We start from the raw sequence: 26,810 nt of genomic DNA, 5'->3' as shown, positions 1-26,810 counted from the left end.
TTGGAGAGTAATATGACTGATGTAACCGCTGCAGCGCTGCGCGCGTTGAAACTGATGGATCTGACTACCCTGAATGATGATGATACCGATGCGAAAGTGATCGCGCTGTGCCATCAGGCTAAATCTCCGGCTGGCAATACTGCCGCTATCTGCATCTATCCGCGTTTTATCCCGATTGCCCGCAAAACCTTGCGTGAGCAGGGCACGCCGGACATTCGCATTGCGACAGTCACCAACTTCCCGCATGGCAATGACGATATTGACATTGCACTGGCCGAAACCCGTGCGGCGATTGCTTACGGCGCGGACGAAGTCGATGTGGTATTCCCTTACCGTGCACTGATGGCAGGCAACAGCGAAGTCGGTTTCGGGCTGGTAAAAGCCTGTAAAGAGGCCTGCGCAGCGGCCAATGTGCTGTTGAAAGTGATTATCGAAACCGGCGAGCTGAAAGATGAGGCGCTGATTCGTCAGGCTTCTGAAATCTCCATTGATGCCGGTGCTGATTTTATCAAAACCTCTACCGGTAAAGTGCCGGTTAACGCGACGCCGGAAGTGGCCGAAATGATGATGACGGTTATCCGCGATAAAGGCGTTAAAGCACAGGTTGGTTTTAAACCCGCGGGTGGCGTGCGCAGCGCAGAAGATGCCGCAATCTACCTGAAACTGGCTGACGATATCCTCGGCAGCGACTGGGCCGATGCACGCCATTTCCGCTTTGGCGCATCCAGTCTGCTGACCAGCCTGCTGAACGCGGCGGGACATCAGGTTGCCGCCAGCAAATCTGCTTACTAGTCAGTCCCGGCGGCACAATTCGCGGCCGCCGCTTTAAACACTATTGCACCGTATACCGGGATAATCCGGGCGAGACACCTCTTGCCCACTGACCTTTTTTAAACAGGGGGTTTACCTTGTTTTTGCCGCAAGAAATAATCCGCAAAAAACGCGATGGCCAGGCGCTTAACGAAGACGAGATCCGTTTTTTTATTAACGGCGTACGTGATAACACCGTTTCTGAAGGGCAGATTGCCGCACTGGCAATGACCATTTACTTCCACGATATGTCGTTGCCAGAACGCGTGGCGCTGACCATGGCGATGCGTGATTCGGGTACGGTGCTGAACTGGCAATCGCTGAACCTTAACGGCCCGATTGTCGATAAACATTCGACCGGCGGCGTGGGTGATGTGACCTCACTGATGCTCGGGCCGATGGTCGCCGCCTGCGGTGGCTATGTGCCGATGATCTCTGGCCGTGGCCTCGGCCATACCGGCGGTACGCTGGATAAACTGGAAGCGATCCCCGGTTTTAATATTTTCCCGGATGATGCGGCATTCCGCCGAATTATCAAGGATGTCGGTGTGGCGATTATTGGCCAGACCAACTCGCTGGCACCGGCGGATAAGCGCTTCTACGCCACGCGTGATATCACCGCCACCGTTGATTCGATTCCGCTGATTACCGCGTCAATTCTTGCCAAGAAACTGGCCGAAGGGCTCGACGCGCTGGTGATGGATGTCAAAGTGGGTTCCGGTGCTTTTATGCCGACCTTTGAGCAATCAGAACAACTGGCGCAGGCAATTGTTGGCGTGGCTAACGGCGCAGGCTGTAAAACTACCGCGCTGCTGACCGATATGAACCAGGTATTGGCCTCCAGCGCCGGTAACGCGCTCGAAGTGCGCGAAGCGGTGCAGTTCCTGACCGGCGCATACCGTAATCCGCGTCTGTATGAAGTGACGATGGCGCTGAGTGCTGAAATGCTGATTTCGGGTGCGCTGGCCGTCGATGAGAAAGATGCCCGCGCTAAATTGCAGGCGGTGCTGGATAACGGTAAAGCGGCAGAGATCTTTGCGCGTATGGTGGCGGCGCAGCATGGCCCGACGGACTTTATCGACAAACTCGACAGCTATCTGCCCGCGCCGATGCTGAGCAAAGCGGTGTATGCCGATCGTTCCGGCATTGTCAGCGCGATGGATACCCGCGCGCTGGGCATGGCGGTGGTGTCGATGGGCGGTGGCCGTCGCCGCGCCAGCGACAGCATTGATTACAGCGTCGGACTGAGCGATATGGCGCAGATCGGCGACCGGATTGATACGCAGCGTCCGCTGGCGATTATCCACGCCTCCAGCGAGAGCAGCTGGCAGGAAGCGGCACAGGCGTTGAAGTCGGCGATAAAAGTCAGCGATAGCGCGCCGCAATCTACACCAGTTATCTATCGCAGAATTACTGAATAAGCGTCATACTATTCTGATCGCTATTTTTTAATCCTCATCGCGTTGATACGCAGGAGAGCAGGATGAAACGTGCATTTATTATGGTGCTTGATTCCTTCGGAATCGGTGCCAGCAAAGACGCCGACAAGTTTGGCGATAAAGGCTCGGATACCCTGGGCCATATTGCTGAGGCATGCTTTAAAGGTGAAGCGGACATTGGACGTAAAGGGCCACTGCATCTGCCGAATCTGACCGCTCTGGGTCTTGGCAAAGCCGCAGAAGAATCGACCGGCACCTTCCCGCCGGGTCTGGACAGCAGCGCCGAAATTATAGGTGCTTACGCCTATGCCAGCGAACTGTCGTCCGGTAAAGATACGCCATCGGGTCACTGGGAAATCGCCGGTGTTCCGGTGCTGTTTGACTGGGGCTACTTCAGTGACAAAGAGAACAGCTTCCCACAGGAACTGCTGGATAAGCTGGTCGCGCGCGCGAATTTGCCAGGCTATCTCGGTAACTGCCACTCGTCCGGCACCGTTGTGCTTGATGAGCTGGGTGAAGAGCATATGAAAACCGGCAAGCCGATTTTCTATACTTCGGCTGACTCGGTGTTCCAGATTGCCTGTCATGAAGAGACGTTTGGCCTCGATCGACTGTATGAGCTGTGCGAAATCGCCCGTGAAGAGCTGACCGAAGGCGGCTATAACATTGGTCGCGTAATTGCGCGTCCGTTTGTTGGCGATAAAGCCGGCCACTTTGAGCGTACCGGCAACCGTCACGACCTGGCCGTCGAGCCGCCAGCGCCAACCATCCTGAAAAAACTGGTGGATGAGCAGGGCGGTGAAGTGATTTCAGTGGGTAAAATCGCGGATATCTATGCCCATGTTGGCATCACCAAAAAGGTGAAAGCGACCGGTCTTGATGCGCTGTTTGATGCCACGGTTAAAGAGATGGCCTCTGCGCCGGATAATTCCATCGTCTTTACCAACTTCGTTGACTTCGATTCGGCCTGGGGGCACCGTCGTGACGTCGCCGGTTATGCCGGTGGGCTGGAGCTGTTCGACCGTCGCCTGCCGGAGCTGATGGCGCTGGTGAAAGAGGATGATATTCTGATCCTGACCGCCGACCACGGTTGTGACCCAACCTGGCACGGTACCGATCATACTCGTGAGCATATCCCGATTATGATTTACGGCCCGAAAGTGAAGCCTGGCTCACTGGGTTACCGTGATACCTTCGCCGATATTGGCCAGACCGTTGCGAAATACTTCGGTCTTTCCGATATGGACTACGGCAAAAACATGCTGTGATTGCAGCACAACGCAACCACTTTGGGGTCACGCTGGCTGGCCCCACACAGACTAATTAAGGGATACAAGATGGCAACGCCTCATATTAACGCCGAGATGGGTGATTTCGCTGACGTCGTACTGATGCCAGGCGACCCGCTGCGCGCTAAGCATATCGCTGAAACCTTCCTCGACGACGCGGTGGAAGTGAACAACGTGCGTGGCATGCTCGGCTATACCGGCACTTATAAAGGCCGTAAAATTTCCGTGATGGGCCACGGCATGGGCATTCCTTCCTGCTCAATCTATACCAAAGAGCTGATCACCGATTTCGGCGTGAAAAAAATCATTCGTGTCGGTTCTTGCGGTGCGGTTCGCGCTGACGTGAAACTGCGTGACGTGGTGATTGGTATGGGTGCCTGCACCGATTCCAAAGTTAACCGTCTGCGTTTTAAAGATCACGATTTCGCGGCGATTGCGGATTTCGATATGGTGCGTAACGCGGTTGACGCGGCTAAACAGCTGGGTGTCGATGCGCGCGTGGGCAATATCTTTTCTGCCGATCTGTTCTATACCCCAGACCCGCAGATGTTTGATGTGATGGAGAAGTACGGCATCCTTGGCGTGGAAATGGAAGCGGCGGGCATTTACGGCGTGGCAGCGGAGTTTGGTGCGAAAGCGCTGACTATCTGCACCGTGTCTGACCATATCCGTACCCACGAGCAAACCACCGCGGCTGAACGCCAGACGACATTTAACGATATGATTAAAATCGCGCTGGAATCTGTGTTGTTAGGCGACAAAGAGTAAACGCTTTTCGATCCAGGGGCGGCGTCTGGTCGCCCTTTTATTTGGCACGGATACTGTCAGAGTATCTATTCACTTAATCCCACCATTCCTTGCACAACGCCCCGTTTCCTGTAGATTAAATGGATATTATCTCGCCAGGTATCTATTCACAAATCTATTCATCATGACGGATTTAACCGCATTACTGTTACATGGCCCGCAGGACAGCAACAGGCTTCAGGCGCAGCTCGGCATCAGCCAGGCGACATTGTCGAGACTGGTGCATCGCCATGCCGATCGGGTACTGAAATTTGGCCGGGCGCGCGCCACACGGTATGCTTTGCTGCGGCGTTTGCGCGGTGAGTCGCGGTTTCCGTTGTGGCAGGTCGATCGGCAGGGACAGGCACAGGCGGCCGGGGAGCTTTACAGCATCTGGCCACAAGGCAGTTGTGTGGTGTGTGACGTGCGCGGGCAGTGGCAAAGCTATGACGGATTGCCGTGGTTCCTGAATGATATGCGTCCGCAAGGATTTCTCGGGCGCGCATGGGGGCGGGAATCGGCACAGCAACTCGGCTTACCGGAGGATATCCGCCAGTGGAATGATGATCACTGCCTGATGGCGCTGGCCGAGCGCGGAGCGGATATGTCCGGTAGCTGGCTGGTGGGTGAAAAGACCCTGAAGCAGTGGCTTACGCAGCGTACCGAACCGGCCATCAGTCAGCAGGATAAACTGACAGATTATCCGCAGATGGCGGCACGCGTGCTGGCCGGAGAAGAGGTGGGCTCCTCGGCGGGTGGCGAGCAGCCAAAGTTCGCCTGCTACGCCAGCTGGAAGGGCGGCAATGCACATCTGTTAGTTAAATTTACGCCAGCGCGTGATAACGAAAACAGTCAGCGCTGGCGCGATTTACTGCGTGCTGAAGCCCTGGCGTTGCAGTTGATGCAACAGCACGGGATAAGCGCCGCAACCGCCACACTGATGCAGACGGCCAATCAGCAGTTATTTCTGGAAGTGGAACGCTTTGACCGCATTGGTGAGAGTGGGCGATGCAGTGTGGTGTCACTGGAGGCGGTAATGGCAGAATTCAGTGGTTTGCAGGTTGCCTGGCCTGCTGCGCTGCGTGAACTGGCCAGCAGCAAGGTAATCGACCGCGAGAGCGAGCAGCGTGGTCTGCTCCAGTGGGCTTTTGGGCGGTTGATTGCCAACGGTGATATGCATGCCGGGAACCTGTCCTTCTTTTATCAGCCGTTACCGCTGACGCTGACGCCGGCTTACGATATGCTGCCGATGTCTTTCGCGCCGAACAGCGCAGGCCATATGCGCGATAGCCTGGTAATGATTGAGCTGGATAGTCGTATCCCGCAGGCGCTATGGCGTGAAGCCCGTGCGCTGGCTCAGCACTACTGGCAAACGCTGGCTGAAGACCCGACGATTAGCGCCGGTTTTCGCCAGCTGGCCGCCGGGATGCAGCAGCACATCTGCCAGCTTGAGCTGCAAATCGGGCGCATGGCCTGATCAGGCTTTCTCCTGCTGCGCTGTTTCGCCAGCCTCGGCCTCTTCTTCATCGTCCTCTTTGACCGGCGTGCTGGCGGTCAGCAGGAATGGGGATTGCTGCCAGCGGGTGCGGCGGTCACGCAGCAGGGTACGCGTCAGAATAATGCCAATTGCCAGCGCCAGCAGCATCATCAGGCGCAGAATATTGGTGGTGTTATCGACCTGCTTGGCTTCGGTCACCAGCACGTGCGTATCCAGCGTGACGCGCAAAAAGCCGAGCGGGCTGCCGCTATTTTCCAGCGGCTCAACAATCTGATGGTTGAAATAGCTACCGGCGCGTTTGCCGTCCAGCGCCAGCCGGTCGCGCACATTAATATTTTCGCCGCTGCGTGCCAGCAGAGTGCCATCATCGTTATACACGGAGGCGTCGAGAATCCGGCTGCCATGGGTCATCTGGCTGAGCAGCGCCTGGATCTGCTGGCGATTATCCTCACCATTTTCCATCAACGGCGTCAGGCTGAAAGCCACCTGCTTTGTCAGGGTGCGTGCCAGCTCTTCCACCTGCCCGGAGCGCGCCATCTGATGGCCAAGGCTGAACCAGGATGCGCCCTGCATCAGCAGCACCAGCAGCGTCAGGCAGATCAGCACAATCACGGTACGATGCAGGCGAAATTTCAGTTTAGCTTTAGCCATCTCTAACCTTTGAATTTTGTGAACAGCGAAGACGCTGTTTTCGACACTTTATGTTGCCAGAAGCGCGGCATACAAGGTAGCCTCTTGCGTGGTTTTGTTTGGCTTGCGTAGCGAAACTATACGCAGTCTGATATGTCCCTTACAGGAGCTGTAATGCCAAATCGTCTGACCTGGTGTGACCTGCCTTCCGATGTCTCTCTCTGGCCGGGTTTACCTCTCTCTCTTAGCGGCGATGAAGTCATGCCGCTGGACTATCGTGCCGGGCGTACCGGTTGGTTGCTTTACGGGCGTCAGCTTGATAAAGATCGTCTGACCCAGTATCAGCATCAGCTGGGTGCCGCGATGGTGATCGTCAGCGCCTGGTGCGTCGATGATTATCAGGTGATTCGTCTGGCGGGCTCGCTGACGCCGCGCGCCACCAAACTGGCGCATGAAGTCGGGCTGGATGTGGCACCGCTCGGCAGAATCCCGCACCTGAAAACGCCGGGTCTGCTGGTGATGGATATGGACTCAACGGCTATCCAGATTGAGTGCATCGATGAGATCGCCAAACTGGCGGGCAGCGGCGAGCGGGTGGCAGAAGTGACCGAGCGCGCGATGCGCGGCGAACTCGATTTTGCCGCCAGCCTGCGTCAGCGTGTTGCCACCCTGAAAGACGCCGATGCCAATATTCTCAAACAGGTTCGCGATGAACTGCCATTAATGCCAGGCTTAACCACGCTGGTGAAGAAATTGCAGGCGCTGGGCTGGCAGGTGGCTATCGCTTCCGGCGGCTTTACCTACTATGCAGAATACCTGCGTGACAAGCTGCATCTGGCGGCGGTCGCGGCCAATGAACTGGAGATCCGCGACGGCAAACTGACCGGCGAAGTGATCGGCCAGATCGTTGATGCGCAATTTAAAGCGAAAACGCTGCTGAACCTGGCGAAAAAATTTGATATCGCCGAGGATCAAACCGTCGCGATCGGCGATGGCGCGAACGATCTGCCGATGATCGCCGCCTCGGCGCTCGGCATTGCGTATCACGCCAAACCAACCGTGAATGAAAAAACCGAAGTGACTATCCGCCATGCGGATCTGATGGGCGTGTTCTGTATTCTCAGTGGCAGCCTGATTCACGAAGAGCGTTAATCTAAGGATAAAATTTGGCAAAAGCGGTAAAACGCGCCTTCGTTTGCAACGAATGTGGCGCAGACTATCCGCGCTGGCAGGGGCAATGTAGCGCCTGCCAAGCCTGGAACACCATCACTGAAGTGCGCCTTGCCGCTTCACCGACAGTGGCACGCAACGAGCGTCTGTCCGGCTATGCCGGTAGCGCCGGCACCAGTCGGGTGCAGAAACTCTCGGAGATCAGCCTTGAAGCTCTGCCGCGTTTTTCCACCGGCTTTAAAGAGTTTGACCGCGTACTCGGCGGCGGCGTGGTGCCTGGCAGTGCCATCCTGATTGGTGGCAACCCCGGTGCCGGTAAAAGTACCCTGTTGCTGCAAACCCTGTGCAAGCTGTCGCAAGGGATGAAAACCCTCTACGTTACCGGTGAAGAGTCGCTGCAACAGGTGGCGATGCGCGCGCATCGTCTGGGCCTGCCGACGGAAAATCTTAATATGCTGTCGGAAACCAGTATCGAGCAGATCTGTCTGATCGCCGAACAGGAACAGCCGAAGCTGATGGTGATCGACTCGATCCAGGTGATGCATATGGCGGATATCCAGTCATCACCCGGCAGCGTCGCGCAGGTGCGTGAAACCGCTGCTTATCTGACCCGCTTTGCCAAAACGCGCGGCGTGGCAATTGTGATGGTAGGGCATGTCACCAAAGACGGCTCGCTGGCCGGTCCAAAAGTCCTGGAACACTGTATCGACTGCTCCGTGCTGCTTGACGGTGACGCCGATTCTCGCTACCGCACGCTACGCAGTCATAAAAACCGCTTTGGTGCGGTGAATGAGCTGGGAGTCTTTGCCATGACGGAGCAGGGGCTGCGCGAAGTCAGCAATCCTTCGGCCATCTTCCTGTCGCGTGGCGATGAAGTGACCTCGGGCAGTTCAGTAATGGTGCTGTGGGAAGGGACGCGTCCGCTGCTGGTGGAGATTCAGGCGTTGGTCGATCATTCAATGATGGGCAATCCGCGTCGTGTCGCGGTCGGCCTTGAGCAGAATCGCCTGGCGATTTTGCTGGCGGTATTGCATCGTCATGGTGGCTTGCAAATGGCCGATCAGGATGTGTTTGTCAATGTCGTCGGTGGAGTGAAGGTGACGGAAACCAGTGCCGATCTGGCGCTGATGCTGTCGATGGTTTCCAGTCTGCGCGATCGTCCGCTGCCCCAGGATCTGGTGGTATTTGGTGAAGTCGGTCTGGCGGGCGAAATTCGTCCGGTGCCAAGTGGTCAGGAGCGTATTTCTGAAGCCGCCAAGCATGGTTTCCGCCGCGCGATTGTCCCGGCCGCTAACGTGCCGAAAAAGCCGCCGGAAAATATGCAGGTATTTGGCGTGAAGAAACTGGCCGACGCGCTGGCGATTCTGGATGATTTATAATTCCCTGCGCCGGGCACGCCCGGCGGCAGGTGGTCATTGTGTCCCGGAGTGACATGCAGGAGGCAGTTCATGTCGTCATTTGATTATCTGAAAACGGCTATTCGCCAGCAGGGCCACACTCTGCAACAGGTGGCGGACGCCAGCGGCATGACCAAAGGCTATCTCAGTCAGTTGCTGAATGCCAAAATCAAAAGTCCCAGTGCGCAAAAGCTTGAGGCGCTGCACCGATATTTAGGGCTGGAGTTCCCGCGCCGCGAAAAAACCGTCGGCGTGCTGTTTGGTAAATTTTATCCGTTACATACCGGCCATATCTATCTGATTCAGCGCGCCTGTAGCCAGGTGGATGAGCTGCATATCATTATGGGTTATGACGAGCCGCGCGACCGGATGCTGTTTGAAAACAGTGCCATGTCACAGCAGCCGACCGTTAGTGACCGTCTGCGCTGGCTGCTGCAAACCTTTAAATATCAGAAAAATATCCGCATTCACTCGTTTAATGAAGAGGGAATGGAGCCTTATCCGCACGGCTGGGATGTCTGGAGCCAGGGCATCACTGCGTTTATGGCAAAACAGGGTATCGAACCCAATCGCGTCTATACCAGCGAAGAGCAGGATGCAGCGCAATATTCGGAGCATCTGGGCATTGAATCGGTGCTGATCGATCCGAAACGATCGTTTATGAATATCAGCGGCGCGCAGATTCGTCAGGATCCTTTCCGCTACTGGGATTATATACCGACCGAAGTGAAACCGTTCTTTGTGCGCACCGTGGCGATTCTCGGCGGCGAATCCAGCGGTAAATCGACGCTGGTCAATAAGCTGGCGAATATCTTTAATACTACCAGCGCGTGGGAATTTGGTCGCGACTACGTGTTCTCGCATCTCGGTGGTGATGAGATGGCGCTGCAATATTCGGACTACGACAAAATCGCGCTCGGTCAGGCGCAATATATTGATTTTGCGGTTAAATATGCCAATAAAGTGGCGTTTATTGATACGGATTTTGTCACCACTCAGGCATTTTGTAAAAAGTACGAAGGGCGTGAGCATCCGTTTGTGCAGGCGCTGATTGATGAGTACCGCTTCGATCTGGTGATCCTGGTGGAAAATAATGTGCCGTGGGTGGCCGACGGACTGCGCAGTCTTGGCAGTTCGGTGGATCGCAAAGAGTTTCAGGATCTGCTGGTCACGATGCTGAATGCTAACAATATTCCTTTTGTGCATGTGGAAGAGGACGACTACGACAGCCGTTTTCTGCGCTGCGTGGAGTTAATCAGAGAGATGTTGGGGAACCGGTAATTCTGTCGGTATAAACAATCCGGGGGAGCCGTTTTCGGTTCCCATCCTGATGGCATGCGGGGTGCAAATTCCCGGCACGGGCGGCGAGAACGCCGCCCCTACGGCTGGATCTTGTAGCTCCCGTCCTGATGGCATGCCGGGTGCAAATTCCCGGCACGGGTCGCGAGAACGCTTTAATACACCATCACCACTTTGCCGCGCATATGGCCTTCCAGCACGCGCTGATGGGCTTCCGTCAGGGTTTCTACCGACAATCCCTGCAAGGTATCATTCAGCGTGGTGGCAATCTTGCCGTCATCCAGCAATGCGGCGACATCATTTAGAATCTCTCCCTGACGGGCGATATCCGGTGTGTTGTACATGCTGCGGGTGTACATAAACTCAAAGTGCAACGCCGCGCTTTTCAGCTTCAGCTCGTTCATATCCAGCGGCTGCTCATTTTCCACGATGGTGCAAATATGCCCCTGTGGCGCAATCAGCTTCGCCATGGTATCCCAGTGGCCGTCGGTATCATTCAGGCAGAAAATATAATCCACCTGCTTCAGTCCCAGCTTTTCCAGTTCGCCTGGCATATCCTTATAGTTAATCGTCAGATCGGCACCGCGATCCAGGCACCACTGCACCGAGTCCGGCCGTGAAGCCGTGGCAATTACCTTCAGCTTGCTGTGCAGTTTGGCAAACGGGATCGCCAGTGAACCGACGCCGCCCGCGCCACCAATAATCAGCAGGGTTTTGCCTTCCTGCGCATCCTGAATATTCAGGCGCTCAAACAGACCTTCCCAGGCAGTCAGTGCGGTCAGCGGAATGGCCGCAGCGGCAGCCCAGTCGAGGCTTTTCGGTTTGTGACCGGTAATCCGTGCATCAATCAGTTGCAGCGTGCTGTTACTGCCCGGACGGGTGATATCGCCAGCATAGTAAACTTCGTCGCCCGCTTTAAAACCACTGACTTTGCTGCCGGTTTCCAGCACCACGGCGCTGGCGTCCCAGCCCAGAATACGCGGCGCTTGCAGACCATTTTTCTTTGCGCCTTTATGGACTTTGGTATCGACCGGATTGACCGACGCGGCCTTTACTTCCACCAGCAAATCATAGTCACCCGGCGTCGGTGTTTCTGGTTGGATCTCGATAAACTGTTCTGGATTTTCCGGGTTAATCGCAATCGCTCTGTTATTCATCTTAACTCTCCTCAGGTTAGTAAGGTAATTGTAGAAGCTATGAACTGGAGTGATAAGATGGACAATTCATCACAGAGTGTTCGTCTCAGGTGAACAATCATGTTTAAACAGTTACAGGATATGGCACTGTTTGCGCTGGTGGCGGAGGGCGGCAGCTTTACCGCTGCGGCGCGCCGCGCCGGGCTGCCGAAATCGAGCGTCAGCCAGCGCATCAGCCAGCTGGAGCAAGCGCTGGGCATACGCTTGCTGAACCGCACTACCCGCCAGCTCAATCTGACTTTTGCCGGTGAACGCTATCTGATTCACTGTCAGGAGATGCTACAGGCCAGCGAACGCGCCGATCAGGCGATTGAGCGGCTGCGCGATAATCCCAGCGGCAGATTGCGCATCACCAGCCCGGCGGGTATTGGCGCGACATTACTGGCACGTTGCAACGCAGGCTTTCAGCAGCAGTTCCCCGATGTGACGCTGGAAGTGTCGGTATCGGATGATATTCGCGATCTGGTGCAGGAGGGTTTTGATATCGCTTTGCGTACCGGTAAGCCGCAGGATTCGTCGCTGATTGGCCGCCGCATTGGCTACTGCCAACGTTATCTGGTGGCGGCTCCGGCCTATCTGGCGCAGCATCAGCCAATAGTGCACCCGCACCAGCTGGCAGAACATCGCTGTATTGCCCATCGCGCCTGGAGTGAATGGTTACTGAAACGCGGCGAAGAGTGGCACAGCTGGCTGCTGCCTCCGGCACATATGACCGATAACCTGGTGTATGCGCGCGAATGTGCATTACAGGGCGCGGGGATTACTTTGCTGCCGCGTTTTTTAACCCATGATCTAACCCGGGATAAGGCGCTGGTACAGGTGCTACCGGAGTGGGAAGTGGAGGGCAATGAGCTGTGGCTGGTCTATCCCAGTCGTAAACTGAATTCACCCGCGCTGGCCTGTTTTATCGATTATGCGCTTAGTTCACCGGTTTTCACTGAGTTCTACCATTAACCCTCGATGAATAAGACATCAGTCTAATACGCATTCTCATTATCATTTAGCTTTGCTATTCTTGTCCCCCTGTGATGTTTCCCGATTCAATCAAAGGCGGTTTTTATGGCAGCTGTTCAGGGTTATCGTTTATTCAATGTGGTGCTGGCACGTAAACAGGTGCTCTCTCCTTCAATGCTGTGCTGTGTGTTCAGTGGAGAAGACGTGCGCCATATGAAGATGGACGCGCCGGACCAGCGCATTAAACTGCTGTTTCCCTCGCTGAACGGGACGCCTGCGGCACTGTCAGCGGAAGGTTCCTGGTGGGAGCAGGCCAAAGCGATGGACGCTGAGGTTCGCCCGATTGCCCGCACTTACACCGTCCGCAGCGTGAATGCCGATGCGGGCGAGATGGAAGTTGAGTTTGTGATGCACGGTACTGAAGGGCCAGCATCGGCGTGGGCAGTGGCGGCGGAACCGGGTGACGGATTACAGATTGTTGCGCCAAATCGGGACTATAGCGAAGACAGCGGCGGTTACGAGTGGAATCCCCATCCACTGGCAGAACGTGCGCTGGTGATCGCCGATGAGACGGCGCTACCAGCGGCGAAAGGGATTCTTGAGCAGCTGGCATTGCGTGATACACCACCGCAAGTGCAGGTTTTTCTGGAAGTGCCGAAGCGGGGTGACTGCGTCGATCTGAGCCAGTTTGCTTTTGCAGAGATACACTGGCTGGCGCGTGATGAGAAGGGGGCCAGCTACGGCGAAGCGCTGCTGGATGCGGTGCAGCGGCATGTAAAGCTGCCGGAATATGCGCTGACGCAGCAGGCATTGCGCGAAGAAGGTGAGGGCGAAATTCTCTGGGATCGTGCGGCCAGTGAGGATACCCGTTTTCACGGCTGGGTCGCCGCTGAGTCGCGTTCGGTAAAACATCTGCGCCGCTATTTGATCGGCGAGTGCGGCTTATCGCAGGAGTCGATCAGCTTTATGGCTTACTGGAGTCGTGGACGCCGCCCGCAGTAATAAAAAAACGGGTGACGTAAACGCCACCCGTTGATCTCACCCCTTTCCGCACCGGCGACGTTTTCGCCGCCCGTTCAGAACAGTGATGCTATTTGGTCATACGCTTGTACTTGATACGCTTCGGCTCCAGCGCTTCAGCGCCGAGGGTGCGCTTCTTGTACTCTTCGTATTCGGTAAAGTTACCTTCGAAGAACTCGACTTTACCTTCATCCTGGTAATCCAGAATGTGAGTGGCAATACGGTCGAGGAACCAACGGTCATGCGAGATCACCATGGCACAGCCAGGGAATTCCAGCAGGGCGTTTTCCAGCGCGCGCAAGGTTTCGATATCCAGGTCGTTGGTTGGTTCATCAAGCAGCAGCATGTTGCCGCCAACCTGCAGCAGCTTAGCCAGATGCAGACGACCGCGCTCACCACCGGACAGCTCGCCAACGCGTTTGCCCTGGTCGACGCCTTTAAAGTTAAAGCGGCCAACATAGGCGCGGCTTGGCATTTCGATATTACCGACACGCATGATGTCCTGACCGCCGGAGACTTCTTCCCAGACTGTCTTCGCGTTATCCATCGCATCACGGAACTGATCGACGGAAGCCAGCTTAACGGTGTCGCCCAGCTCAACGCTGCCGCCGTTCGGCTGTTCCTGACCGGAGAGCATACGGAACAGGGTTGATTTACCGGCGCCGTTCGGGCCGATAATGCCGACAATCGCGCCTTTCGGCACTGAGAAACTCAGATCGTCGATCAGTACGCGGTCACCGTAAGACTTGCTCAGACCGTTGACTTCAACCACTTTGTCACCCAGACGCGGGCCTGGTGGAATAAACAGTTCGTTGGTTTCGTTACGTTTCTGGTATTCCGTGCTGTTCAGCTCTTCAAAGCGTGCCAGACGGGCTTTGCCTTTCGACTGACGGCCTTTGGCACCCTGACGCACCCACTCCAGCTCTTTCTCGATCGATTTACGACGAGCGGCTTCGGAAGAGGCTTCCTGTGCCAGACGCTGGTCTTTCTGCTCCAGCCAGGAGGAGTAGTTACCTTCCCATGGAATACCTTCACCACGGTCCAGCTCCAGAATCCAGCCCGCCACGTTATCGAGGAAGTAACGGTCGTGGGTAATTGCCACAACGGTACCTTCGAAGTCGTGCAGGAAGCGCTCGAGCCACGCGACGGATTCAGCATCCAGGTGGTTAGTCGGCTCATCGAGCAGCAGCATGTCGGGTTTTTCCAGTAGCAGGCGGCAAATCGCCACGCGGCGACGCTCACCACCGGAGAGGTTTGCGATTTTCGCATCCCAGTCTGGCAGGCGCAGTGCATCCGCAGCGCGCTCCAGCTGAGTGTTGAGATTATGGCCGTCGTGCGCCTGAATAATCTCTTCCAGCTTGCCTTGCTCAGCAGCCAGCTTATCGAAATCTGCATCCGGCTCGGCGTACAGCGCGTACACTTCGTCGAGGCGTTTCAGCGCGCCAACGACTTCAGACACCGCTTCTTCAATCGATTCGCGCACCGTGTGCTCGAGATTCAGCTGAGGTTCCTGCGGCAGATAGCCGATTTTCAGGCCAGGCTGTGGACGTGCTTCACCTTCGATATCTTTATCGATACCGGCCATGATACGCAGCAGGGTAGATTTACCGGCACCGTTCAGACCCAGTACGCCAATCTTTGCGCCCGGGAAAAAGCTAAGGGAAATGTTCTTGAGAATGTGACGCTTCGGCGGAACGACTTTGCCGACGCGATGCATGCTATAGACGAATTGAGCCACGTTAAAATGAGCCTCTTATGGTCTGTGTTGTTGTTGGGGCGGTACTGCCCACTCAGATGACGAAGTTTAGCTGTTTTCCGCCCTTAATCACAGCCGATGGCCAGAGTATTCTGTCGATTTTGCCGCCCGCGTTAAGTAATAATCTGAACCTCAGCCTGTTTCATTTTTTGCGCCAGTGCGCGCGGCGGGGCGCTGTCACTGATCAGGCTATCAAACAGCTGCAATTCGCCGATACGCGCCGGTAACACTTTGCCAAACTTGCTGCTGTCCGCCAGCAGGACGTTGCGCTGGGCGCGCTGCAATGCGTAATGCTTCATCTGTAACTCATTGAGGTTGTAACAGGTCGCTCCCTGTTCAGCATCAATGCCTGCCGCCGAAATAAATGCCAGAGAAGGGCAGAGCACATCCAGCACGTGATGATGGCCCACCGGGGTGAAAATCGCGTTATCCGCATGAAATTCACCGCCGCTAAGAATCACGTTACAGGCACTTTTCTCTTTTAGCGCGAGGAAAGTGTTCATCGCACAGCAGATGGCGGTAAACGGCAGGCTGTCGTCAATCGCATCAATCACATACGGCATAGTGGTGCCGCAGTCGAAAAAGACCGTATCGTTAGCGTTAATCAGCGCCGCCGCCAGATGGCCAAGCTGCTGCTTTTTACTGACATTTTGCGACTGCTGATCGGAGACAAAGTAGTGACCATGGCTGTTACGCGGATCGCTGACAATATAGCCGCCAAGCAACACCAGCGTAGAGGGCTGCTCACTCAGATCGCGACGGATGGTCATCTCAGAAACCCCCAGCAGCTGAGCGGCATCCTTCAGATGGATCTTGTCGATGCGCTTTAATGCCTGCGCCAGTTTATTCACGCGCTCGTCGCGCCGGGTTTCCATGGTGACGTTCCTTAATAAGTATCCTTTGCCGCATGATGCGTAACGGGCAAGTTCCTGATATTACCTTTAACCGGAACGCCGCGTAAACCTCGCGCACTGCCGGAACCGAAGCGCATCACATCAGAAAACACGGCTACTGGCATTGTACTGCGGCTGAGTCAGGGCGTCGGTAATCTCCTGATGGCAAAGAATGATGGAATGGTGATTCACCGCCAGCGGAATCACCTCCAGTTGCGGACAGACCTGCGCCAGACCGTTATCGGCAATAGCGAGGATTTCGCGTCCGTCGACGCCGCCTGCGACACTTAAATCGACAAACTCGGTGGCTTTAAATAGCGTCACTTTGCTGTGCCGCAGTGGGGCGCTAAGGCACTGATTATTGATGTTAATCTCGGTTTTTTCCACCTGCTCTCCACGTCGGGCAGCTTCGCCAGTAATCCCCATCATCGCCAGAATCGGTGCCAGCATGCCAGGCACAATATGTTGCTGAACCTCGGTCTGATAGAGGCTATCGAGCAGGAAGACATGAATATCATTAAAGCCGCGTTGCTCCAGTTGAGCCGCAATCTCCAGCGCGATAATCCCGCCGAGCGACCAGCCAAGCAGCCGCACCGTTTTGTGGCGCGGCAGGCCATAGTTCCAGATATGTTGCAGATAATAGCTGGCCAGCGCGGGCAGTGCGCTGATATGCGGATGATTAAACAGGTTGTAATTATTGACGCCAATAGCGTTAAAGTGGCCGGTTAAAGCGCGCGCCAGATCGCGGTAAATCTCGCAGCCGACCACCGCCGGATGGATCATCCACAGATCGTTGCTGGTCAGCGCGGTATTCAGTGGCTGGATCAGTACAAAGTTGTCGGCTGGCTGATTCAGCTGTCGCAGCAGCTTCTGCATGGCGGCGGGGGTGATATCCGCGATACCCGCCGGGCTTGTCGCCTGATGTTGGTGAATCGCCCGCGCCTGCGCCTGCAATGTCGGGTGGATAAACAACGTTTTCATCTCCGCGCTGATGCCTTCGCGTTTAAGCAGCAGCAACAGCTGGATGGCATGCAGCGAGTGGCCGCCGAGGGCGAAGAAATCATCGTCGCGATCGACCTGCTCGACTCCCAGTAGCGACTGCCACCAGTCAGCCAGCTGACGCTCCTGATCGTTAGCCGGAGGGCAAAATGCTTTACGGGGGACAGCCAGTTGCGGCAGCGGCAGCCGTGTGCGATCCAGTTTGCCATTGGCGGAAAGTGGAAACGCCTCAAGCGCCACCACACAGCCCGGCAGCATATATTCCGGTAACGTCGCGCGTAAATGCGTGCGCAGGCGCTCGGTTAAATCAGGCTGCGGCGGCGTAATAACCCAGGCCACCAGCCACTGATTACCGTCATGGCGATCACAGGCCATCACCACCGCATCAGCAATCTGCGGAAAGCCGCAGATCTGCTGCTCGATCTCACCCGCCTCAATGCGCAAGCCGTGGATCTTCAGCTGAAAATCATTACGGCCAAGGTACTCAACACTGCCATCTTCGCGCCAGCGCGCCACGTCGCCAGTTTTATACATCCGCGCCTGCGGATCGTCGCTGAAAGGATCGGCGATAAAGCGTTCTGCCGTCAGTGCCGGGAGATTAAGATAGCCACGCGCCAGCTGAATACCGCCGATATACAGTTCGCCGCGCACGCCAGCAGGCAGCAGCTGTTGCTGATGATCAAGAATATATAAGCGGGTATTGGCAACCGGATAACCAATCGGTACGGGCAGACGGCGATCCTCAGGCTGGCAATGCCAGTAAGAGACATCAATCGCGGCTTCGGTTGGCCCATACAGATTATGCAATTCGGCTGCCGGCAACTGCTGATGACAGCGCTCGACCGCCGCCAGCGGCAGCGCTTCGCCACTGCAAAAAATTCGCTTCAGGCTGCGGCAGGCGGTCATCTCGCCATAGCGCAAAAATAGTTGAAGCATCGAAGGCACAAAATGCAGCGTGGTCACCTGCTCAGCGGCGATCAGCTCGCTGATATACGCCGGGTCCTGATGGCCGCCCGCTTTGGCCAGTGCCAGCCGTGCGCCGATCATCAGCGGCCAGAAGAACTCCCAAACCGACACGTCGAAGCTGAACGGGGTTTTTTGCAGCACCGTATCCTGTGGTGATAACTGATAAGTGTGCTGCATCCACATCAGACGATTAATCACCGCACGATGTTCAATCATTACTCCCTTCGGTCGGCCGGTAGAGCCGGAGGTATAGATAACATAAGCCAGCGTGCGGGAGATATCGCCATGCAGCGGCGGCGGATTCTCGATGCTCTGCTGCTGCCATTGTGGCAGGTCGTGGAACAGATGATACGCCAGCGGGCAATCATCTCTCATCGCCTGTAGCGCGCGCTGCCCGGCATCATCCACCAGGACGCAGGTTGCGCCACAATCCTGCAACATATGGCGCAGTCGATCCTGCGGATAATCAGGATCCAGCGGCACATAGGCCGCACCGGCTTTCAGGATCCCCAGCAGCGCAATCACCATCTGTGTGCCGCGCTCAACGCACAGCGCCACGCGATCGTCAGCCGTAAGGCCCGCACTGCGCAAAAACCACGCCAGCTGATTGGCGCGATGATTAAGCCGCGCATAGCTCAGCGGCGCACTGTCACCGCACAGGGCGATAGCGTCCGGGGTACGCGCCGCCTGCTGCTCAAAAAACTGCTGAATAGTTAACGGCAGCGGCCAGTGACGATCGCTGTTATTCCAGCACTGTAAAATTTGCTGCTGCTCTTGCGGCAACAGTAGCGGCAGCAGGGCGACAGGTTGCTCTGACGGCGCATCCAGTACTGCTTCCAGCAGATGCAGAATGCGCGAGGCCAGCCGATCGGCATCCTGATCGCTGAACCATGCCTGATTAAAATGAAACTCCAGACTCGGATCCTCAGCCTGATGGTAGTGACGCAGATAGAGAGAGAGTGGCGTTTGTTCATAGCCATGATGCATGGCTGCGCTTTTCAGTTCGCCACCGTCGATATCAATATCGGTAAGGAAAATTTCCTGGGAAAAACTGAGGTCAAATAGCTGACGACGCCCGCGCTGGCCGAGGCGCAGATGACGATTCAGTTCGGCAATCGGGAAGCGCTGATGGCGATAGCAGCGTCGCAGTTCCGTGGCGACCTGCTGCATCAGCGCCGGAAAGGGTTGCTGAGCGTCCAGCATCAGCCGTAGCGGGATCATCGACGAGAACATGCCCAGCGTCTGTTTAAACCGTGCGCCGTTACGGTTATGGATCGGCAGCCCGAGAGTAATATCATCAACCTGCCATAATCGCCCGAGGCAACAGGCGAGCAGTGCGGTCATAAAGTGCATCACCGAAGCGCCGTGACGCTCGGCGTAGTCGCCCAGCTGCTGATAGCGTGCCAGCGGCAAGTTTCGCATTATCTGGCTGCTCGGCCAGGTTTTCTCCTCGCCGTATCCCTGACGTCGCTCCAGCGCGGAGGGAGGAAAATCCTCAAAGCGGTTGAGCCAGAAATCGCGATCCAGCTGATAGCGCGGTGAGGCGAGATAGTGCCGATCGTAAGCAATAAACTCGCCATAGCCAGTGCCAGGGAGCACAGTCAGCGGCTTGCCGTTCAGTAGCTGTTTATAGCGTTCGAAAATCAGTCGGCTGAGCAGCGCAATGGAAGAGCCGTCGGCAATAAGATGATGCGCATTAATCAACCATAGAGATAAGTTACCGCTGACTTTAATCACGTGACAGCGCCAGAGCAGGCAATCATACAGCGTGAACGGCTGGATAAATAACTGGCGGAGTTTTTTCCAGCTGCTGTTTAACGCGTCTTCAGAGAGGCTGAAATCATGATGGCTGAATGTCATCGGATGAATATGGCTGATAGTCTGGACGATACCCTGTTCCGTCTCCGATAAAATAAATTTCAGTGCGTCATGCTGCTGCATTATTTCCGCGATCGCTTGCTGAAATAACTTTAGCTCAACATGATGATGTATCTGCCAGACGCCGCCAATATTATAGCAGGGGATATCAGGCGTCAGGAGTTGATCGATCCAAACGGCTTGCTGTACGGTAGTTAACGGATACACAGACATGCGTGCGCCTCCAGGCAAGGCAGAGGTAATTATCAGTGAAAGAAATTAAGTATATGAAGGTTTTGAAAAGATGAGATGAAATAATACGATTTTTTAATTAATAGTTAATTGATTGATTTTATAATTATATTATTTGTTTGGATATTATTATCTCTATTTAATACCTGGGTCTGCTTTTTATTCTCTGATGCGGGAAATAAAATAAGGCGTAAAAATGACTGAATCTTTTTACGCCAATAATATCAGAATTAAATCGCGACTAATCCGCGTACGCCGTCAGCTTCCATGGTGCCACCGCGCCCGCGTTGCACGATCTCACCACGCGACATGACCAGATAGCTGTCGGCCAGTTCGGCGGCAAAATCATAGAATTGTTCGACCAACAGAATCGACATATCTCCGCGCTGAGCCAGCTGGCGGATCACTGCGCCAATCTCTTTAATCACCGAAGGCTGGATGCCCTCGGTGGGTTCATCAAGAATCAGCAACTGTGGCTTGCAGGCCAGCGCACGCCCAATGGCCAGTTGCTGTTGCTGGCCGCCAGAAAGATCGCCGCCGCGCCGAGACTTCATCTCTTGCAGTACCGGAAACAGTTGATAAATCTCGTCTGGCACCTGTCTGGCTTTCGTACCTGAAAATCGTGCCAGCCCCATCAGCAGATTTTCCTCTACCGTCAGACGGGGAAAAATCTCGCGCCCTTGCGGTACATAAGCCATGCCAGCCTGCACGCGCTGATGGGGTTTGCGCGAGTTAATCACCTTATCATTCCAGCGGAGGGTGCCTGATTTTGCCGGAATTAAACCCATCAGACACTTCAGCAGGGTTGTTTTGCCGACGCCATTGCGCCCCAGCAGGCAGGTGACTTCACCCGGACGGGTCTCAAATGACAGCCCGCGCAGAATATGGCTGCCGCCATAATATTGATTCAGTTCAGATACCTGTAACATTTCAGCGCCCCAAATAAACGTCGATAACCTGCTCATTGGCCTGCACTTCACGCAATGAGCCTTCCGCCAGCACCTGCCCCTGATGCAGCACCGTGACGTGATCGGCAATGGTTTCCACAAAGCCCATATCGTGTTCCACCACCATCAGGGAATGTTTTCCGGCCAGGCTGCGAAACAGCTCGGCGGTATAGTCCGTTTCGGCATCGGTCATTCCGGCGGCCGGTTCGTCCAGCAGTAGCAAATGAGGTTCCTGCACCAGCAGCATGCCAATTTCCAGAAACTGTTTTTGCCCGTGGGATAACAACCCAGCCGGGCGAGCGCGTTCAGCGCCAAGGCGTAACAGTTTCAGAACGTCATCGATGCGGTCACGCTGTTCGCTGTCGAGTCGGGCACGCAGGCAGGCCCAAACCGATTTATCGGTCTTTAACGCGATTTCCAGATTTTCAAATACCGACAGCGCTTCAAATACCGTCGGTTTCTGGAATTTGCGGCCAATGCCAATACGGGCAATTTCCACCGGCGACAGAGTGGTGAGATCGGTGTCCTGATCGTAAGTAATCTGGCCGTTGTCTGGCCGGGTTTTTCCGGTAATCACATCCATCAGCGTGGTTTTTCCGGCACCATTCGGGCCGATCACGCAGCGCAGTTCGCCAACGCCAATATTCAATGACAGATCGGTCAGCGCGTGAAAGCCATCAAACGAGACATTGATATTGTTGAGTTGCAGCAGCGGATCGCTGTGCTGACGGAAGCGATCCGCGGGATGGGGTTGGGTAAACAGTTGGTCAGTCATGTTTTCTCCGGCGCAACAGCCCGATAACGCCACGCGGCAGAAACAGCGTAACGAGAATAAACATCAGGCCGAGAAAAAACAGCCAGTATTCAGGGAAAGCCACGGTGAACCAGCTTTTGGCACCATTCACGATAGCTGCGCCGAACAGTGGCCCAATCAGGGTGCCGCGGCCGCCTAATGCTACCCAGATGGCGGCTTCGATAGAGTTGGTGGGCGACATCTCACCGGGGTTAATAATCCCGACTTGCGGTACATACAGCGCTCCCGCGAGGCCGCACAGTACCGCCGACAGCGTCCAGACAAACAGCTTAAAACCTTTCGGGTCATAACCGCAGAACATCAGGCGGTTTTCGGCGTCGCGCACGGCGGTCAGCACCCGACCAAACTTACTGCGTGCCAGCGCAAAACCGATGCCGAGGCTGATAATCAGCAGCAGTACGGTGGCGATAAACAACCCGATACGCGTGCTGGTGGCGGTGACCGGGAAGCCGAGCAGGGTAGTAAAACCGGTGAAACCATTATTGCCGCCGAAGCCAGTTTCATTGCGGAAAAACAGCAACATACCGGCCCAGGTCAGCGCCTGTGTCATGATCGAGAAGTAAACGCCTTTGATTTTTGATCGGAAAGCAAACCAGCCGAAGATCAGCGCCAGCAAACCCGGCACCAGCATGATCAGACATAGCGCCCAGGCAAAATGCTGGGTGCCTGCCCAAAACCACGGCAGCTCGCTCCAGGATAAAAACGACATAAACGCCGGTAAGCCATCGCCCGCCGCCTGGCGCATCAGGTACATCCCCATTGCGTAACCGCCGAGCGCAAAAAACAGGCCGTGGCCGAGCGACAGTAAACCGGCGTAACCCCAGACCAGATCCAGCGCGACGGCCACAATCGCATAACAGAGGATCTTGCCGATCAGTGTCAGGGTGTAGGTGGAGATTGCCAGGGGATTATTCGCGGGCAGTAAGGCGAGGAACGGCAGGATCAACAGCGCCAGTAGCGCGATCGTGCCGATCCCCAGCGTCAATCGCGGGGCTTTCTGCGCCACGCTCAGTGTGATGGGTTGTGTCATCAGTCAGTTACCCGCCCTTTAAATGCAAACAGTCCCTGCGGTCGTTTCTGAATAAACAGAATGATCAGCACCAGAATCAGAATTTTGCCGAGCACCGCACCCATTTGCGGCTCCAGTACCTTGTTCAGAATGCCAAGTCCAAGCGCCGCGACCACCGTGCCCGCCAGTTGGCCGACACCACCTAACACCACCACCAGAAAGGAGTCGATGATATAGCCCTGGCCCAGCTCCGGGCCGACGTTGCCCAGCTGCGACAGCGCCACGCCGCCCAGTCCGGCAATCCCCGATCCCAGACCAAATGCCAGCATATCGACACGTCCGGTCGGCACGCCGCAGCAGTCGGCCATTGCGCGATTCTGCGTTACCGCGCGCACATTCATGCCGAGGCGGGTTTTATTCAGCAGCAGCCAGGTCAGGATCAGCACGCCGGTGACAAACAAAATCACCGCGATACGGTTGTAGGGCAGAACCAGATTTGGCAGTAACTGCAGGCCGCCTGAGAGCCACGTCGGATTCGCCACCTCAAGGTTCTGCGCGCCAAACAGCACACGCACCAGCTGAATCAGCATCAGACTGATGCCCCAGGTGGCGAGCAGCGTTTCCAGTGGCCGACCATAAAGATGACGAATTACTGTGCGTTCCAGCAACATGCCGATGGTGGCGGTGATAAAGAATGCCACCGGCAACGCCAGCAGCGGGTAGTACGCCAGCCACTCCGGCGCGAACCGCTGGAACATCGACTGCACCAGCCAGGTGGCATAGGCACCGAGCATCAGCATTTCGCCGTGCGCCATATTAATCACGCCGAGCAGACCATAGGTGATCGCCAGTCCCAGCGCCGCCAGCAGTAAAATTGAACCGAGTGACAGACCGGTAAAGGCCTGGCCGAGTAAGTCACCCCACATCAGGCGCTGTTTGATCTGTTTCAGGCTGTCGGCAGCGGCGGCGCGCACGTCGGCACTGGCCTCATAATCGGGCTGAGTGAGCCGTTGCAGGCTGGCCTGCAGTTGCGGATCGCTGCTTTCACCCAGCAGTTTTACCGCATTAAGTCGCACCTGCGGATTGCTGTCGCTCAGTTGCAGATTCGCCAGCGCCAACGCCAGTGCGGCATGAACATCACCGTTTTGTTCTGCTGCCAGCCGCTGGCTCAGCAACGGTAACTGATCGGCGACCGCATCGTTTTGCAATGCGCGAGCGGCACGCAGACGCGTGGCGACGTCGTCGCTGACTAACTGGTGAGAAGCCAGCGCGTTAATTGTCAGAACGCGCAAGCGGTTATTGATAAACAGTTTCTTGGTCGCGCCGCTGGGTTTTGCCGCGCCTTCAAGCGGCGTCAACTGACCATTGAGCATACTGTACGGTTGTTTCTGCTGGTCGATAACCACCGACTCGCGGCGTAATGCCTCCAGCAGCGGCAGGCGGCTGGCATCCGGCGCTGCCGCCCATTGCTGTAACAGTTTTGCCTGTTCGCTACGGCTGGCGGCAGCGTAATCAGCAGCCGGACCAGCTTGTGCGGTGAATGGCATACCGAACAGCAACGTCAGCAATAAAAGTATTCGCGTCATGATAATCACCACTCTTTGAACCCCTTCCCCGGCATGCGGAGAAGGGGCGTTATAGCTGGGTTATTGTGCTGATTTCACCGGATGATCGGGCTTCTGGTCGTTACCGGCGATATACGGGCTCCATGGCTGGGCGCGCACCGGTTGTTCTGTCTGCCATACCACGTTGAACTGGCCGTTATCTTCGATTTCGCCAATCATCACCGGTTTGTGCAGGTGATGGTTGGTTTTATCCATGGTCAGTGTGTAACCATCCGGTGCCGCGAAGGTCTGCCCGGCCATCGCATCACGCACTTTATCCACGTCGGTGGTGCCGGCTTTCTCTACCGCCTGTGCCCACATATGAATGCCCACATAAGTGGCTTCCATTGGATCATTGGTCACTACGGTGTCAGCATTCGGCAGTTTGTGCGCTTTGGCATAAGCGCGGTAATCGGCGACGAATTTGGCGTTAGCAGGGTTTTCGACCGACTGGAAGTAGTTCCAGGCGGCCAGGTTACCGACCAGCGGTTTAGTATCGATACCGCGCAACTCTTCTTCGCCCACCGAAAAAGCCACCACCGGCACATCAGTCGCTTTAATGCCCTGATTCGCCAACTCTTTATAGAAAGGCACATTGGAATCGCCATTAATGGTCGAAACCACTGCGGTTTTGCCGCCAGCAGAGAATTTTTTGATATCGGCCACAATGGTCTGATAATCGCTGTAACCAAACGGCGTATAGACCTCTTTGATATCCTGGTCCTTGATGCCTTTGCTATGCAGGAAGGCGCGCAGAATCTTGTTAGTGGTGCGCGGATAGACATAGTCGGTGCCCAGCAGGATGAAACGTTTCGCTTCACCGCCATCTTCACTCATCAGGTATTCCACTGCCGGAATCGCCTGCTGATTCGGTGCCGCACCGGTATAGAACACATTTGGCGACATCTCTTCACCTTCATACTGCACCGGATAGAACAGCAGGCCATTCAGCTCCTCAAACACCGGCAGGACCGATTTGCGCGAGACCGACGTCCAGCAGCCAAACACCACGGCGGCTTTATCCTGCGTCAGTAACTGTCGGGCTTTTTCCGCAAACAGTGGCCAGTTCGACGCCGGATCAACCACCACCGGTTCCAGCTTTTTGCCCAGCACACCGCCTTTGGCGTTGATTTCGTCAATCGCCATTAGGGCGACATCTTTCAGCGGCGTTTCCGAAATCGCCATGGTGCCGGAGAGAGAGTGCATGATGCCGACTTTAATCGTCTCTGCCGCCTGAACTGCCCATGCCATCCCCATGCTGACTACCGTGGCGGAAAGTGCGAATGCTTTTAACAGTGAACGTCTTTTCATCTCACAAAACCCTTAAAAGTAGTGGTTAGAATTATTCTGATGACGCGGTTTGCCGTCTTGCCTGTTGCAGCATATGTAAGGTGATTTGCCTGACCTCGGCTTTACTTACCGAAATGTGAGCGGTCAGGATGCGTTGCGCCTCCTCGGTTTGTTGCGTTAATACCGCCAGCAGAATGGCGGCGTGCTCGCGATAAGTGGCATCAACGCGATCCTCACGGGTAAAGTCGAGGCGACGAATAATGCGGATTTTTTCAGTTAAGTCGGCGTGAATACGCGCCATCTCGCTGTTTCCTGCGGCGCTGACCAGCGTCATATGAAAACCTTCGTCATGCGGCGAAACGGTTTTTCCCTCTTCCAGCCGCGGTTGGTCGATCCAGAAGGTTTTCAGTTCCGCCAGCCGTTCCGCACTGCGCCCTGGCGGCATGCCGCACAGGCGGCGCACCGCTTCGCGCTCCAGCACGATGCGCAGGTCATACAGCTCTTCAAAATATTCGAAATCGAACGGGCGCACCTGCCAGCCGCTGCGAAACCACACCTCGACATAGCCTTCGCGCTCGAGCCAGAACAGCGCCTGGCGCACCGGCGTGCGGCTGACTCCCATTCGTTGCGCCAGTTCGCTTTCGCTGAAGCGGTCGCCAGGCATCAGGCGAAAGTCGAAAATGTCATTTTTAATCGTCTGATAAATGCGTTCGGCCAGCACTTCCGGGCGACCTTTACCGCGTTTCTGATGAAAGCTGACCTGTTGCATAATTCACTCCTTATTCCAGCCACAGCAGGGCGTCACCCGGACTCACCGGACGACCCGGCTGGCAACCAATACGCTTCACGCGACCCGCCTGCGGTGCATGGATCGCCAGTTCCATTTTCATCGCTTCGACGACAATCAGTGGCTGGCCTGCCGCCACTTCATCACC

General features: G+C 55.7%; 22 protein-coding genes. 10 read left to right on the top strand and 12 right to left on the bottom strand.

What is annotated here, in order from left to right:
* Positions 1 to 12 precede the first annotated feature (12 nt).
* From deoC to yjjJ, 5 genes are all read left to right on the top strand, one after another.
* Positions 13 to 792: a deoxyribose-phosphate aldolase gene (deoC, locus tag NG42_RS19795; protein ID WP_052902450.1), complete on the top strand. Its 780-nt coding sequence runs from the start codon at positions 13 to 15 to the stop codon at positions 790 to 792.
* Positions 793 to 908: 116 nt separating this feature from the next.
* A complete protein-coding gene (gene deoA / locus NG42_RS19790) occupies positions 909 to 2,231 on the top strand; it encodes a thymidine phosphorylase (RefSeq protein ID WP_052902448.1) in 1,323 nt (440 codons plus the stop codon).
* A gap of 62 nt (positions 2,232 to 2,293) precedes the next feature.
* Positions 2,294 to 3,517 carry a phosphopentomutase gene (deoB, locus tag NG42_RS19785; RefSeq protein WP_052902446.1) on the top strand — a complete coding sequence of 408 codons (1,224 nt, stop codon included), beginning with the start codon at positions 2,294 to 2,296 and terminating at the stop codon, positions 3,515 to 3,517.
* Positions 3,518 to 3,586: 69 nt separating this feature from the next.
* A complete protein-coding gene (gene deoD, locus NG42_RS19780) occupies positions 3,587 to 4,306 on the top strand; it encodes a purine-nucleoside phosphorylase (RefSeq protein ID WP_052902444.1) in 720 nt (239 codons plus the stop codon).
* A gap of 163 nt (positions 4,307 to 4,469) precedes the next feature.
* Positions 4,470 to 5,801 carry a type II toxin-antitoxin system HipA family toxin YjjJ gene (gene yjjJ, locus NG42_RS19775; protein ID WP_052902442.1) on the top strand — a complete coding sequence of 444 codons (1,332 nt, stop codon included), beginning with the start codon at positions 4,470 to 4,472 and terminating at the stop codon, positions 5,799 to 5,801.
* On the opposite strand, the gene NG42_RS19770 is transcribed toward yjjJ, so the two are convergent.
* A complete protein-coding gene (locus NG42_RS19770) occupies positions 5,802 to 6,473 on the bottom strand; it encodes a YtjB family periplasmic protein (RefSeq protein WP_052902441.1) in 672 nt (223 codons plus the stop codon). It abuts the gene before it with no gap.
* Between the two features lie 153 nt (positions 6,474 to 6,626).
* Here NG42_RS19770 and serB point away from each other — a divergent pair, with 153 nt between their 5' ends.
* The 3 genes from serB (at position 6,627) to nadR (ending at position 10,300) form a co-directional block, all read left to right on the top strand.
* Positions 6,627 to 7,604 (top strand): phosphoserine phosphatase, encoded by a 978-nt coding sequence (gene serB / locus NG42_RS19765; RefSeq protein WP_052902440.1) that lies wholly within the window; start codon positions 6,627 to 6,629, stop codon positions 7,602 to 7,604.
* A gap of 14 nt (positions 7,605 to 7,618) precedes the next feature.
* Positions 7,619 to 9,001 (top strand): DNA repair protein RadA, encoded by a 1,383-nt coding sequence (gene radA / locus NG42_RS19760; protein WP_052902438.1) that lies wholly within the window; start codon positions 7,619 to 7,621, stop codon positions 8,999 to 9,001.
* A gap of 69 nt (positions 9,002 to 9,070) precedes the next feature.
* Entirely contained in the window at positions 9,071 to 10,300 is a 1,230-nt protein-coding gene (gene nadR / locus NG42_RS19755; RefSeq protein ID WP_052902436.1) for a multifunctional transcriptional regulator/nicotinamide-nucleotide adenylyltransferase/ribosylnicotinamide kinase NadR, read from the top strand.
* Between the two features lie 173 nt (positions 10,301 to 10,473).
* On the opposite strand, the gene NG42_RS19750 is transcribed toward nadR, so the two are convergent.
* The gene (locus tag NG42_RS19750; protein WP_052902434.1) at positions 10,474 to 11,475 is read right to left on the bottom strand and encodes a zinc-binding alcohol dehydrogenase family protein; all 1,002 of its coding nucleotides are present in this window, start codon (positions 11,473 to 11,475) and stop codon (positions 10,474 to 10,476) included.
* Positions 11,476 to 11,574: 99 nt separating this feature from the next.
* Here NG42_RS19750 and NG42_RS19745 point away from each other — a divergent pair, with 99 nt between their 5' ends.
* Together NG42_RS19745 and NG42_RS19740 are read left to right on the top strand one after the other, a co-directional pair.
* On the top strand, positions 11,575 to 12,468 hold the full coding sequence (locus NG42_RS19745) for a LysR family transcriptional regulator (RefSeq protein WP_052902433.1): 894 nt from the start codon (positions 11,575 to 11,577) through the stop codon (positions 12,466 to 12,468).
* Positions 12,469 to 12,573: 105 nt separating this feature from the next.
* The gene (locus NG42_RS19740) at positions 12,574 to 13,470 is read left to right on the top strand and encodes a siderophore-interacting protein (RefSeq protein ID WP_052902432.1); all 897 of its coding nucleotides are present in this window, start codon (positions 12,574 to 12,576) and stop codon (positions 13,468 to 13,470) included.
* Positions 13,471 to 13,558: 88 nt separating this feature from the next.
* Here the strand turns inward: NG42_RS19740 and ettA are convergent, their stop codons facing one another.
* From ettA to NG42_RS23695, 10 genes are all read right to left on the bottom strand, one after another.
* Entirely contained in the window at positions 13,559 to 15,226 is a 1,668-nt protein-coding gene (gene ettA / locus NG42_RS19735; RefSeq protein ID WP_072133270.1) for an energy-dependent translational throttle protein EttA, read from the bottom strand.
* 131 nt (positions 15,227 to 15,357) lie between these two features.
* A complete protein-coding gene (gene deoR, locus NG42_RS19730; RefSeq protein ID WP_052902430.1) occupies positions 15,358 to 16,119 on the bottom strand; it encodes a DNA-binding transcriptional repressor DeoR in 762 nt (253 codons plus the stop codon).
* A 120-nt stretch (positions 16,120 to 16,239) separates the two neighbouring features.
* Positions 16,240 to 20,193: a non-ribosomal peptide synthetase gene (locus NG42_RS19725; protein WP_052902429.1), complete on the bottom strand. Its 3,954-nt coding sequence runs from the start codon at positions 20,191 to 20,193 to the stop codon at positions 16,240 to 16,242.
* 248 nt (positions 20,194 to 20,441) lie between these two features.
* Complete coding sequence (gene urtE, locus NG42_RS19720; protein WP_052902428.1) at positions 20,442 to 21,140, bottom strand: urea ABC transporter ATP-binding subunit UrtE; 699 nt, start codon at positions 21,138 to 21,140, stop codon at positions 20,442 to 20,444.
* A gap of 1 nt (position 21,141) precedes the next feature.
* Positions 21,142 to 21,933, bottom strand: a complete 792-nt coding sequence (gene urtD, locus NG42_RS19715; protein WP_052902426.1) for an urea ABC transporter ATP-binding protein UrtD — start codon at positions 21,931 to 21,933, stop codon at positions 21,142 to 21,144.
* On the bottom strand, positions 21,926 to 23,002 hold the full coding sequence (urtC, locus tag NG42_RS19710) for an urea ABC transporter permease subunit UrtC (RefSeq protein ID WP_052902425.1): 1,077 nt from the start codon (positions 23,000 to 23,002) through the stop codon (positions 21,926 to 21,928). The genes urtD and urtC overlap by 8 nt, the downstream gene beginning before the upstream one ends.
* Entirely contained in the window at positions 23,002 to 24,567 is a 1,566-nt protein-coding gene (urtB, locus tag NG42_RS19705) for an urea ABC transporter permease subunit UrtB (protein ID WP_052902468.1), read from the bottom strand. Before urtB ends, urtC begins: the two co-directional genes overlap by 1 nt.
* 60 nt (positions 24,568 to 24,627) lie before the next feature.
* Positions 24,628 to 25,896: an urea ABC transporter substrate-binding protein gene (gene urtA / locus NG42_RS19700; RefSeq protein WP_052902423.1), complete on the bottom strand. Its 1,269-nt coding sequence runs from the start codon at positions 25,894 to 25,896 to the stop codon at positions 24,628 to 24,630.
* Positions 25,897 to 25,927: 31 nt separating this feature from the next.
* Positions 25,928 to 26,644 (bottom strand): GntR family transcriptional regulator, encoded by a 717-nt coding sequence (locus tag NG42_RS19695; protein ID WP_052902422.1) that lies wholly within the window; start codon positions 26,642 to 26,644, stop codon positions 25,928 to 25,930.
* A gap of 10 nt (positions 26,645 to 26,654) precedes the next feature.
* A partial coding sequence (locus NG42_RS23695) for an acyl-CoA carboxylase biotin carboxyl carrier protein subunit (protein ID WP_241488386.1) occupies positions 26,655 to 26,810 on the bottom strand: 156 nt, incomplete at its 5' end.

This window comes from Winslowiella iniecta (assembly GCF_001267535.1).
Lineage (GTDB): Bacteria > Pseudomonadota > Gammaproteobacteria > Enterobacterales > Enterobacteriaceae > Erwinia > Erwinia iniecta.
This window is presented reverse-complemented; position numbering and strand designations above follow the sequence as displayed.